The 11,945-nt window shown below is 61.4% G+C and carries 13 protein-coding genes; 8 read left to right on the top strand and 5 right to left on the bottom strand.

Annotated features, from left to right (window positions below; translation table 11 throughout):
* The first annotated feature begins 193 nt into the window (after positions 1-193).
* The 3 genes from ACQZ5H_RS06930 (at position 194) to ACQZ5H_RS06940 (ending at position 4,452) form a co-directional block, all read left to right on the top strand.
* Positions 194-1,258, top strand: coding sequence for a porin (locus tag ACQZ5H_RS06930; protein WP_449097138.1), 1,065 nt, complete (start codon positions 194-196; stop codon positions 1,256-1,258).
* A gap of 149 nt (positions 1,259-1,407) precedes the next feature.
* Complete coding sequence (locus ACQZ5H_RS06935) at positions 1,408-3,015, top strand: fumarate hydratase (protein ID WP_449097139.1); 1,608 nt, start codon at positions 1,408-1,410, stop codon at positions 3,013-3,015.
* Between the two features lie 369 nt (positions 3,016-3,384).
* Complete coding sequence (locus ACQZ5H_RS06940) at positions 3,385-4,452, top strand: GGDEF domain-containing protein (RefSeq protein WP_449097140.1); 1,068 nt, start codon at positions 3,385-3,387, stop codon at positions 4,450-4,452.
* A 24-nt stretch (positions 4,453-4,476) separates the two neighbouring features.
* Here ACQZ5H_RS06940 and ACQZ5H_RS06945 read toward each other — a convergent pair whose 3' ends face one another.
* Together ACQZ5H_RS06945 and ACQZ5H_RS06950 are read right to left on the bottom strand one after the other, a co-directional pair.
* Positions 4,477-5,088 carry a pyridoxamine 5'-phosphate oxidase family protein gene (locus ACQZ5H_RS06945; protein WP_449097141.1) on the bottom strand — a complete coding sequence of 204 codons (612 nt, stop codon included), beginning with the start codon at positions 5,086-5,088 and terminating at the stop codon, positions 4,477-4,479.
* Between the two features lie 49 nt (positions 5,089-5,137).
* Positions 5,138-6,088 (bottom strand): alpha/beta hydrolase, encoded by a 951-nt coding sequence (locus tag ACQZ5H_RS06950; protein WP_449097142.1) that lies wholly within the window; start codon positions 6,086-6,088, stop codon positions 5,138-5,140.
* Between the two features lie 45 nt (positions 6,089-6,133).
* Here ACQZ5H_RS06950 and ACQZ5H_RS06955 point away from each other — a divergent pair, with 45 nt between their 5' ends.
* Positions 6,134-6,601 (top strand): MarR family winged helix-turn-helix transcriptional regulator, encoded by a 468-nt coding sequence (locus tag ACQZ5H_RS06955; protein WP_130278170.1) that lies wholly within the window; start codon positions 6,134-6,136, stop codon positions 6,599-6,601.
* A 6-nt stretch (positions 6,602-6,607) separates the two neighbouring features.
* Here the strand turns inward: ACQZ5H_RS06955 and ACQZ5H_RS06960 are convergent, their stop codons facing one another.
* Entirely contained in the window at positions 6,608-7,798 is a 1,191-nt protein-coding gene (locus ACQZ5H_RS06960) for a low temperature requirement protein A (RefSeq protein WP_449097143.1), read from the bottom strand.
* A gap of 26 nt (positions 7,799-7,824) precedes the next feature.
* Positions 7,825-8,199 carry a gamma-butyrobetaine hydroxylase family protein gene (locus tag ACQZ5H_RS06965; protein ID WP_112716629.1) on the bottom strand — a complete coding sequence of 125 codons (375 nt, stop codon included), beginning with the start codon at positions 8,197-8,199 and terminating at the stop codon, positions 7,825-7,827.
* Between the two features lie 134 nt (positions 8,200-8,333).
* Here ACQZ5H_RS06965 and moaA point away from each other — a divergent pair, with 134 nt between their 5' ends.
* Positions 8,334-9,380: a GTP 3',8-cyclase MoaA gene (moaA, locus tag ACQZ5H_RS06970; protein WP_449097144.1), complete on the top strand. Its 1,047-nt coding sequence runs from the start codon at positions 8,334-8,336 to the stop codon at positions 9,378-9,380.
* 25 nt (positions 9,381-9,405) lie between these two features.
* On the opposite strand, the gene ACQZ5H_RS06975 is transcribed toward moaA, so the two are convergent.
* On the bottom strand, positions 9,406-9,597 hold the full coding sequence (locus ACQZ5H_RS06975; RefSeq protein ID WP_130278166.1) for a hypothetical protein: 192 nt from the start codon (positions 9,595-9,597) through the stop codon (positions 9,406-9,408).
* A gap of 248 nt (positions 9,598-9,845) precedes the next feature.
* Here ACQZ5H_RS06975 and ACQZ5H_RS06980 point away from each other — a divergent pair, with 248 nt between their 5' ends.
* From ACQZ5H_RS06980 to mobB, 3 genes are read left to right on the top strand one after another with little or no spacing between them, the layout of a single operon-like run.
* Positions 9,846-10,754 carry a DMT family transporter gene (locus ACQZ5H_RS06980; protein ID WP_130278165.1) on the top strand — a complete coding sequence of 303 codons (909 nt, stop codon included), beginning with the start codon at positions 9,846-9,848 and terminating at the stop codon, positions 10,752-10,754.
* An 8-nt stretch (positions 10,755-10,762) separates the two neighbouring features.
* On the top strand, positions 10,763-11,395 hold the full coding sequence (mobA, locus tag ACQZ5H_RS06985) for a molybdenum cofactor guanylyltransferase MobA (protein ID WP_449097145.1): 633 nt from the start codon (positions 10,763-10,765) through the stop codon (positions 11,393-11,395).
* Positions 11,392-11,913: a molybdopterin-guanine dinucleotide biosynthesis protein B gene (gene mobB / locus ACQZ5H_RS06990; protein WP_449097146.1), complete on the top strand. Its 522-nt coding sequence runs from the start codon at positions 11,392-11,394 to the stop codon at positions 11,911-11,913. Before mobA ends, mobB begins: the two co-directional genes overlap by 4 nt.
* Positions 11,914-11,945: the final 32 nt, after the last annotated feature.

Here is an 11,945-nt window from a genome sequence, read left to right on the forward strand (position 1 = left end):
CGTGATAAATACGCAACATCGATACTTTACAACGCCTTGTGACAAACTTGTAATTTTGACGTTTGGTTTGCCCTGTACCCACCGCCTCGAAGTCGGGGGCATGCCACCTTCTTCTCAAAAACAAGGTCCGGGAGAGGGAATGCCGTTGGCAAAAAATCCCGGTCCAATCGAAACTTTGAATTGGAGGTTATCCATGAACATCAAGAGCCTTCTCCTTGGCTCCGCTGCGGCTCTCGCAGCAGTTTCCGGCGCTCACGCCGCAGACGCCATCGTCGCCGCTGAACCGGAAGCCGTCGAATACGTTCGCGTCTGCGACGCTTACGGCACCGGCTACTTCTACATCCCGGGCACCGAAACCTGCCTCAAGATCAACGGTTACGTCCGTTTCGACGTCAACTACGGCTTCGGCGAAGGTTTTGACAACAACGGCGGCGAAGACTGGAACGTTCGCACCCGCGCACAGCTCCAGTTTACGTCCAAGAGCGACACGGAATACGGTCCGCTCACCGGCGTTATCGTTTACCAGTACAACTACCGCCCCGCGGGCGTTGGCGGCAATAACGACGCCAGCCTCGGCGGCGCACAGAACGCGATGATCATCGATCAGGCCTATATCGACATCGCTGGCCTGCGCGTCGGCACGATGCTGAACTGGTGGGATAACGACTTCTCGAGCGAGTTCGACGTGACGAACTCCGGCACGACCCGCTTCAACACGATCCGCTACCAGTACGAAACCAGCGACTTCTACGCCGGCATCGCCGCTGAAGAAATCACAGGTTTCGCATGGCAGAAGGGTAGCAACAACATCGGCATCGACGCCGCAATCGGCGGAAAGGCCGGCAGCTTCACTTACGAACTGCTCGCTGGTTATGACGTCGACGCCGAAGAAGGTGCTGTTCGCGCCAAGATCGGGGCAGCGATCGGACCGGGCACGCTCGGCCTCGCCGCAATATACTCTACTGGCAGAAGCGCCTACTTCACAAAGGGTGAATGGTCTGTCGCCACGCAGTACGCCGTCAAGGCAACTGACAAGTTCACGATCACGCCCGGTGTTCAGTACATCGGCAATATCGACCTGAACTCTGCCGGCGACTACGACTCCGGTCACGAATGGCGCGCTGGCGTCACTCTCGACTACCAGATCGTTGAAAACCTCTCCACCAAGTTCGCAGTCAACTACATCAGCCGCGAGCACGAAGCGGCCAAGGATGTCGACTACGTCCAGGGCTTCTTCCGGCTGCAGCGTGCATTCTAATCTGATCTGACTCCTTCGGATCGAGGCCCGTCCGGCTCTGCCGGGCGGGCTTTTTGCCGCGGCCGAACCGATGGGCGCCCGGACCGCATTGCATTTCCATGCGCCCGGATTTAGATCGCTTCCAAACTAGCCCATTTGAAAGGTCTCCGATGGCTGACGATCTCTTTCCGCTCGGCAAAGACACCACGCAATACCGCAAGATCAGCAGCGACCATGTCTCTGTCGACAGCTTCAAGGGTCAGGAAATCCTGACGGTCGAGCCGGAGGGCATCCGGCTGCTGGCGGAGACTGCCTTTGCCGATATCAACCATCTGCTGCGCCCGGGCCACCTGAAGCAGCTGGCTTCCATCCTCGACGACCCTGAGGCGACCGACAACGACCGCTTCGTCGCCTACGATCTCCTGAAGAACGCCAATATCGCCGCCGGCGGAGTGCTGCCGATGTGCCAGGATACCGGCACGGCGATCATCATGGGCAAGAAGGGCCGCCGAGTCTGGACCGAAGGCGGTGACACTGCCGCACTCTCGAGGGGCGTTCTTGATGCCTATGAGAAGAAGAACCTGCGCTATTCGCAGCTGGCGCCGATCAAGATGTTCGAGGAAAAGAACACCAAGAACAACCTCCCGGCCCAGATCGACATCTACGAGGAAGGCACTGACAGCTACGACTTCTTGTTCGTCGCCAAGGGCGGCGGCTCGGCCAACAAGACCTTCCTTTACCAGGGCACGCCGTCGCTCCTGACGCATGACCGGATGATCGACTTCCTTAAGGAGAAGATCCTCACGCTCGGTACGGCAGCCTGTCCCCCCTATCATCTTGCGATCGTCATCGGCGGCACTTCCGCCGAGATGAATCTCAAGACGGTGAAGCTTGCTTCCACCCGCTATCTCGACGACCTGCCGACCGAAGGCTCCGAAAGCGGCCATGCCTTCCGCGACATCGAGATGGAAAAGGAAATCCACAAACTGACGCAGCAGATGGGCGTCGGCGCCCAGTTCGGCGGCAAGTATTTCTGCCACGACGTTCGCGTCATCCGCCTGCCCCGCCACGGCGCCTCGCTGCCGATCGGCCTCGGGGTCTCCTGTTCCGCCGACCGCCAGGCGAAGGGCAAGATCACCCGCGACGGCATCTTTGTTGAGCAGCTCGAAACCGATCCGTCGAAATACATGCCTGAGATCGACGAATCCAAGCTGTCGGAATCGATGGTCCGCATCGACCTGAACCAGCCGATGGCCGATATCCTCGCCGAGCTTTCCAAGCACCCGGTCAAGACCCGGCTGTCGCTGACCGGCACGATCATCGTTGCCCGCGACCTCGCGCATTCGAAGATCCGCGAGCGTCTGGAAAATGGCGAAGGCATGCCGGATTACATGAAAAACCACCCTGTCTATTATGCCGGCCCGGCAAAGACCCCGGCAGGCTATGCCTCCGGCTCCTTCGGCCCGACCACCGCCGGCCGCATGGACTCCTACGTCGATCAGTTCCAGTCCTTCGGCGGCTCGATGGTGATGCTCGCCAAGGGCAACCGCTCGCGCGCCGTCCGCGAAGCCTGCAAGAAGCACAACGGCTTCTATCTCGGCTCGATCGGCGGCCCGGCCGCCCGCCTGGCGCAGGATTGCATCAAGAAGGTCGAGGTTCTCGAATATCCGGAGCTCGGCATGGAAGCCGTCTGGAAGATCGAGGTCGAAGACTTCCCCGCCTTCATCGTCATCGACGACAAGGGCAACGACTTCTTCCAGGAACTCAATCTGGGTTAAGACAATGCCAGCCATCGGCTTCCGAAGCGCCTTCGGAAGCCGATGGCTGCTGATCGCTGACGCTTTGGGCAGAACCGTGTTCACAGAAGCGCGGCCATTTCGATGGCCGCCGTCAATGAAATAAGAACACGGTTATGCAAATTTTTTCAGAGATTTTCCGGGAAAATTTCAACCGCCGTCACGCGAAAGACACCCATGGGTGTGAATATTCCTCAGATTTTCCAGCATTTTCAATGCCATAGTATTTCCGGAATATACAACCAGAATAATCACATGTAATCGTTGGTATATATCGTCTTAATTGTTTCCCAACGAATTTAAGCTAGCCAATAGAAGATTGCTTTTCTAATTCCTTGAGGAGTATGCCGGATGAATACGGCTGCAGCGCAGAAAGCGCAGATCCCGGATGTCGCAGGCCAGATTACTTTTGCCATGCGTTCGATGGGCGTCGCGCCAATCCCGCGCAATTACGAACTCTTCTACGAAGCCTATATCGGCTCCAATCCCGCCCTCACCCGCGACCTCGCAGCGCTCGGCAATCAGGCGACGCAGGAAGAACTGGATGAGCTCGGCGCACAATATTTCTGCCACTCCCCGGCGCGCGTCTTCGATGATGTCCACAGTCGTATCGCCGCCGAACTCGAGGGCCTGCTGAGGGTTCTGCGCCAGGAGCAGACCTCTCTCGAAAGCTACAACAAGCTGCTCGGCGAAACCTACCGCCGCATCAACACCAAGAACACGACCAGCGTCGACCTCCTCGAAAACGCCATCAACCTCTTGACCCAGGCAACCGGCGACACGATGGCCCACGGCGAACGCACCGTCGAGAATGTCGCCCAGCGCTCGCAGGAAATGGACCAGGTCCGCAAGGAGCTCGACGAGTACAAGCGCATCGCCAACACCGACTCGCTGACCCGCCTTTCCAACCGCCGCGCCTTCGACGACCGCCTCGCCGCCGTTTTCGACAATGCAGCGCTGAAGCCGGTGACTGCCCTGGTGCTTGCCGACATCGATAACTTCAAGAAGATCAACGACACCTACGGCCATCCGGTCGGCGATAAGATCCTGGCGACCGTTGCATCGGTCATCCGCGCCAATGTCCGCCGCGATGTCTTCGTCGCGCGCACCGGCGGCGAAGAATTCGCGCTGATCATCGACGGCAATACCCAGGAAGAGGTCGTCGCCATGTCCGAGCGCATCCGCCGGACGCTGGAAGCAACCCCCTTCAAGAACTCCCGCACGCGGGTTAATTATGGCCCGGTCACGGTGTCGATGGGCGTCTGCATGGCGTCTCACGCCGAGGACGCGGGCGAGCTCTATTACAAGACCGACATCGCCCTCTACGGCGCCAAGCATGCCGGCCGCAACTGCAGCGTCGTCTATGAGGATGGCATGCAGAAGGACTTCACCAAGAGCTGGCTGATCTACAAGGCCTGACGCGTCACCATCTGGTGACGCTCATTACCACATCGTCTTCGCCGCACGTCCCGCCCATTCGCGGTCGTATGTCTCGTGGTCGAAATCTTCCGTCGCCACCTTCAGCATCATGCCGGGCGTCGGCAGGCTCGCCGGATCGACGAAATTCTCCGGGTTCCACAGCTGCGAGCGCATCAGCGCCCGCGCACACTGGAAATAGACCTCATCGATGGTGATGACGACGACGGTGCGCGGATGCTTGCCGTCCATCTCGAAGCTCGAAAGCAGGCTCTCGTCGTTGGACACCACGCCATGCCCGTTGATGCGCATCGTCGTATTCGATCCCGGCACCAGGAACATCAGCGCCAGCCGCGGATCGCGCACGATATTCAAGAGGGAATCGACGCGGTTGTTGCCGCGCCAGTCGGGCAGATGGATCGTCTTGTCGTCGATGATCCGGACAACGCCGCCGATGTCACCGCGCGGAGAGCAATCGAGCCCTTCGGGGCCGACGGTCGCGAGCGCCATGAACGGCGAGGCCTCGATCATCTGGCGATAAAGCGGCGTCAGCGCCTTGGTCACCTTCGTGACGGAAGCCTGCGACAGGCCACCGGCGTAGATTTCGCTGAGCTCTTCCACCGTGCTGATGATTTTCATGATCGTCCCGCCATCTCTACCGGACGGCAATTAGCCGCCTAAGATGACGCTACAATGACGCGCGCCGGACAGGAAGCTCGACAAAGGAAACAATCTCGACGCCCTCGCTCTGCCGATCGCCGAGGAAAGCCTCGATCTCGTCAAGCACCGGCTTGGCGCCGATGATGCGCCGGTGGCCGAAACCGTTGGCCCAGAAGACCCGGACCGCGTCCCCGGCCGCCTGATAGCGCCGTGCATGATGCGCTCCAACTTCCTTGTCATCTTCCGCATGGATCGTCAGCACCTGCGCTCTCAACCGTCCCGCCGGTTTCGCGACATCGAAATCCGCAAGCTGCCGCCCGGTGATCCTGCCGACCTTGCCTTCCAGCGCCGCCTGAGCCGCCTTGCCGAGCCCGATCATCCTGCCGAAATCGGTGAAGAGCCACGCCATCTCGCTCGGCGAACCGATCGTGACGATCTTCTCGACCTCGATCGGCCGCACATGCGGCAGGATCCCGGTTGCCGAGACCATCAGTGCCGCGCCGCCGAAGGAATGGCCGATCGCCGCGTCGAAGGCGCCAAAGCGCTCCTGCGCAGTCGCGATCGCCTCGACGGCGAGCCCCATATGCAGGAAGCGCCCCCTGGAGAGACCGTGTCCCGGGAAGTCGAGGCCGATGACCTCGGCCCCATCCTTCGCGAGATGCGCAATCAGATCGGTCATGTAGGCCATGCCGGATCCCCAGCCATGGGTCACGAGGTAACGCTTGCGCTTGCCGAGAGCGCCGCCGTTGATCCGGAAGGCCGCCGCACGCTTACCGCCAGCAAGCGGCAGTTCGATCCGTTCGGCATCCTTCAGCCAGTCCATACCCGCCGCATGCGCCGCCTTCGCCTTGGCGCCCTGCGGGCGCTGAGGCGGCGTCCTGCAGAAAAGGCGGAATGCCGCCTCGCCTGCAAGACGGGATGAAATTGCCTGCAGCGCGGTAAATCCGAGGCGGGTGACGCCAAGCGCAAACTTTGCCATAGTGGGAATCCGATAATGTTCAACACTGAACAATAAAGTACAACGATGAACAAAAATCAATCCCTACCCTGGGATCATCCGCGTTTTCGCAGCTGGATCGCCGTCGCCCGCGCCTGTCAGCTGATGCAGCAATCACTCGGCCGCTCGCTTGCAGAACTCGATATCAAGACGCCGCATCTCGATATCCTGATCAATCTCTACCGTTTCGAAGGCCTGACGCAGCAGGATCTGGCGCGTAAGCTGCTGGTCGGCCGCTCGAACATGAGCATGCTGCTGCCGCAGATGGAAAAGCGCGGCCTGATCGAGCGCCGCGGCGACGAGCGCGACAAGCGCGTACTGCGGCTCTATCTGACCGCCGAGGGCCGCGTGCTGACCGAAAAGGCCATGGTGATCCAGACCGGCCTCATCGACCGCATGCTGACGGACGAGCCGTTGGAGCAATGCATGGCGATGGCCGATTCGATGGAGCGCATCATCGCGCTCCTGCAGAATGACCTGAAGGACGAGGACTGACCGGCGCTAATGCAGCGTCGGTGCCGGTGCCGCCGAACCGAGCGACCGGTATTCCCAGGCCGCGACGATGACGAGAACCAGCGCCGCCAGGATACCCAAGACATAGATCTCCACAGCCGGCACCAGGAAAGTCAGCAGGATCAGAAGCACGATGCCTGCGAGATGCGAGAGCGGCGCCTTGCCGCTGGTGGCGCCCTTGAACCAGAGATTGCCCGCCAGAAACAGACCGGATCCGCCGAGGATGACAGCGGCAATGCCGAGATCGCCGACCTCATGCGGATGCGAGAAGATGAACTCGACGGCAACGGCATCGACGATGATACCGGCCAGGATCGGGATATGCGCGTAGGTGAAGGCCTGCCGCGCCATACTGCCCGGCTTCGCCTCGTGCTCGATGCGGTGAGCGGCCCGCTCATGGCCAAAGCGGAAATAGAGCCACCACATCGCCACCGTCGACGCGAAGCTGGTGACGAGCACCAGCCCGGTCATCGGCGAGAACGGCATTTCCGAGAAGGTCCGGCCGGACACCAGCACCGCCTCCCCGAGGCAGATGATGATGAACAGCGCACAACGCTCGGCCATATGGGCACCCGAGACGTCCCAGTCGGCGGTCGACGACTTGCCGAGCCCCGGCACAAAGAATCCCGAGGCCGGACCGGCATATTCGATCGCCAGCGCAATCACCCAGGCAATCAGCCGCGCCTCATGCTCCAGCAGACCACCGGCGATCCAGAAGACACCGGCTACGGCGAGCCATATGCTGATGCGGGTGAAGTTGAGATAGTTGGAATGGCTCGAATGGCGGACGGCATAGGCGGTGAAGACCGACCGGCCTACCTGCATCAGAACATAAGCGCCGGCAAACAGCAGCCCCTTACCGCCGAAGGCTTCGGGGATCGAGGACGACAGGACCAGGCCGAGCAGCATCAGTACGATCAGCATGGCGCGAACCGGCATCTTCTCGGGATCGAGCCAGTTGGTCACCCAGGCGGTAAATATCCACACCCACCAGACGGCGAAGGTCATCAGCGCAGCTTCCGCCGCGCCGAGCAGCGAATAGTGAGCGGCGAGCGCATGGGAAAGCTGCGAGATCGAGAAGACGAAGACAAGGTCGAAGAACAGCTCGAGGAAGGTTACCTTGCTGCCGCCCGGGCTGCCTTTTGCTCGCAGCCAGTTTCTCACTGCCGTCCCTGCCATCAATGCCCCCTATGGCTGTTGTTCAATCAGCGCGGCTGCGCCGAGACGTCCCTGCTCATGCCCTTCTCGGCCAGTTCCTTTTCGTAATCGGCAAACAGCTCAACACCCCGCTCGCCGAGTTCCCGCAGATAGGTCCAGGTGAAGATGCCGGTATCGTGCATGTCGTCGAAGCCGATGCGCACGGCATAGTTTCCGGTCGGCGTCATCGAGATGATCGCGACGTTGCGCTTGCCTGGCACGGTAACCTTCTGCCCCGGCCCATGCCCCTGCACTTCTGCTGAAGGCGAGAGCACGCGCAGCATTTCTGCAGACAGATCGAAGCTCTGACCGTCGTTGAAAGTCACGGCAAGCCGCTGCCGGTCTTTGGAAACCCTGAGTTCGGTGGGCCAGATGTCGCTCATTGATGCTCTCCGTTCGCCTTTGTTGAGTAGGCAAAGCCGCATTTTCTGGCAAGCTCAATTTGCCGTGCATCTGTGCCGTTTACCTTGACGGCACAGTCACATATGACCACATTAGCATGACTGCGGAGGTATTCGTGAACAGCAATGTCGGTACGATAGGAAGCGCTGCACCGCTCGTGGCGGATGCAAGCCCGATGATCGACCCGTTCGGACGGGCCGTCTCCTATCTGCGCGTCTCCGTGACTGACCGCTGCGATTTCCGCTGTACCTATTGCATGGCCGAAAACATGACCTTCCTGCCGAAGAAGGACCTGTTGACGCTGGAAGAGCTGAACCGGCTCTGTTCCGCCTTCATCGCCAAGGGCGTGCGCAAGATCCGCCTGACCGGCGGCGAACCCCTGGTGCGCAAGAACATCATGTTCCTGATCCGCGAGCTTGGTCGCCAGGTTGGCACCGGTCTTGAGGAGCTGACGCTGACCACCAACGGCTCGCAGCTCGCCCGCCATGCCGAAGAACTCTATGACTGCGGCGTACGCCGCATCAACGTCTCGCTTGATACGCTCGACCCCGACAAGTTCCGCAAGGTGACGCGCTGGGGTGAGCTTTCAAAGGTCATGGAAGGCATCGATGCCGCGCAGAAGGCGGGGCTGGATATCAAGCTGAATGCGGTGGCACTGAAAGGCTTCAACGAGGACGAGATTCCCGGCATGCTGCGCTTCGCCCACGGCCGCGGCATGGACCTGACCGTCATCGAGACGATGCCGATGGGCGAGATCGATGAAGACCGCACCGATCAGTATCTGCCCCTTTCGGAGCTTCGCGCCTCGCTCGAAAAGCAGTTCACGCTTGAGGATATCGGCTACAAGACCGGCGGCCCGGCGCGCTATGTCGAAGTCGCCGAGACCGGCGGCCGCCTCGGCTTCATCACCCCGATGACGCATAATTTCTGCGAGAGCTGCAACCGCGTCCGCCTCACCTGCACCGGCACGCTCTACATGTGCCTCGGCCAGAATGACGCCGCAGACCTCCGCTCGGCCTTGCGTGCCACCGAAGACGACGGCCTCCTCTATGCGGCAATCGACGAAGCCATCACCCGCAAGCCCAAGGGCCACGACTTCATCATCGACCGCACGCACAAGAAACCCGCCGTGGCTCGGCATATGAGCGTCACCGGCGGGTGACTTTCGTTTCCGATTAGATCAACTGTCAGGCCGCACCGGCCGGATCGCCGATCGGCAATAGCGCCGGATCGGGCGGTGTCGGGTCGTTGGGGTTCTTGTTGTCTGCAGGGTCCTGAGCCGGCGTCAGCGGCGGCTTTTCCTGCACGCGATCGGGAACACCAGGTGCCGGTGTCGGGCCGCGGGGCGTTTCGGCGGGATTGGGAATTTCTGTCGGCATAGGGATTTCCCTTCGGGTTCACCAGCCGCGCACGGCGCAGCTTCCTTACTGTGGTGAACGCCACGCGATCGCGTTTGTTCAAAAGATCCGTCCGGCAACGCCCATCTGTTCGTTCTCGAACAGTTTGAAATGGCTGCCGCTAATTTGTGCGCTGCGCAATCGATTTATGCAGACTGTGGCTTGCAATCGATTTCATTCCCGCCGGTTCCCTTCTACAAGGGCCTCAGAACTATCGGGAATCTCTTCGCATGCCGCGGTCTCGCAATACCCAGGGCGCAATCTACATGAGCATGGCCATGGCCGGTTTTTCGGCCAGCGACGCGCTCTCGAAATCCGTCATCGGCGATATGAACGCTGGCGAGATCATGTTCATCCGCGGCCTGTTCACCAGCATCCTGATCTACCTGATTGCCCGCAAGATGGGCGCGCTCCGCTCCTGGACGATCATCCTGAAGCCGATCATCATCCTGCGCGTCCTCTGCGAGATGCTGGCTGCCGTCACCTACATCACCGCGCTCGGCATGATGCCGATCGCCAATGCCTCGGCGATCCTGCAGTCGCTGCCGCTGGTGGTCACCTTCGGTGCGGCCCTGTTCTTCCGCGAGCCGGTCGGCTGGCGCCGCTGGTCGGCGATCCTTGTCGGCCTGATCGGCGTGATGATCATCATCCGCCCCGGCCCGGAAGGCTTCACCCCGGCCGCCCTCCTCTGCGTCGCCAGCGTCTTGACGACGGCCGGCCGCGACCTCGCGACCCGCTCGATCGATCCTGAAATCCCCTCGCTGATGGTGACCGTGGTCACTGCCATCACCGTCGCCTTCTTCGGCGCCCTGCTGATGCCGGCGCTTGGCGGATGGCATACGCCGTCGCTGACGGCGCTGTCGCACCTGCTGATGGCATCGGTCCTCGTGCTGATCGGCTACCAGTCCGTCATCACCGCCATGCGCACCGGCGAAGTCTCCTTCGTCGCGCCCTTCCGCTATACGAGCCTGATCTTCTCGGGCCTGCTCGGCTTCATCTTCTTCGCCGAAGTCCCCGACGCCTGGACGCTGGCGGGTGCGGCGATCGTCATAGCTTCCGGCCTCTATACCTTCTATCGTGAGGCCAAGCGCCGCGTCGCTCCCCTGGCCCAGGAATCCGAGCCGAGAAGCCCCGTCTGAGATAAGCAATGGCAGATTTTTCACTCGCAAATACCGCAATCCCGGGTGTCATCCTGGCCGGTGGCCGCTCCTCGCGCATGGGGACGGACAAGGCTGCGGCAATGCTCGGCGGCCGCCCGCTTCTCGACCACGCGATCGCAAGGCTTTCCCCGCAGGTCTCCACCGTCGCCGTCAATGCCGGCAGCGAGCCGCAATGCGGCCTCGCCTTCATCCCGGATATCATTCCCGGCAAGGCCGGGCCAATGGCGGGCATCCACGCCGCGATGGCCTATGCCGCCAGGCTCGATGGTGTCAGCCATGTCGTGACGGTCTCGATCGACAGCCCCTTCTTCCCGGCCGAGCTCGTATCCGACTTCATCGCCGCCGCCGACCATCCGGAAAAGATCGCGATCGCTGCTTCCGAGGGCCGCAGCCACCCGGTCTTCGGCCTCTGGCCCGTGGCGCTCGCGGCAGACCTCGAAGCCTGGATCGCCACCGACGAAAAGCGCCGCGTCCGCGACTTCCTGTTACGGCATGACGTTGCGGAAGTTCAGTTTCCGCTGCATCCGACACGCGCCGCCCTTCTCGACCCCTTCTTCAACATCAACACGCCCGACGACCTCGTCGAAGCCGAGCGCTGGCTGCGGGCGCTCTCGCCATGAGCACGCCGCGCCTCTTCGGCATTGCCGGCTGGAAGAATTCGGGCAAGACAGGCCTTGCCGTCCGGCTCGTCGAGGAATTCACCCGCCGCGGCTATCGCATCTCGACGATCAAGCACGCGCACCATGATTTCGACATCGACAAGGTCGGCGCCGACAGCTACCGCCACCGGCAGGCCGGCGCCCATGAGGTGACCATCGTCTCCGGCACCCGCTTTGCTATCATGCACGAACTGCGCGGCGAACCCGAACCTGCCTTCGAGGACATCCTCTCCCGCCTCGCTCCCTGCGATCTCGTGCTGATCGAGGGCTACAAGCGCGAGCCGATCCCGAAGATCGAGGCCCGCCGCCTGGAGGCAGCCAAGCGCGAGCCGCTGGCGCCCACCGACCCGCATATCTGCGCCATCGCCGCCGACCATCCGGTCACGGAGGGTACCCTGCCCGTCTTCGATCTCGACGACACGATGGCGATCGCCGATTTCATCGCGGCGAAACTCGGTCTTCCCGCCATCACGGCATAGAAAAGCCGCCGGTCGCCCGGCGGCTTTCTTGT

Source organism: Rhizobium sp. 21-4511-3d (assembly GCF_053522545.1).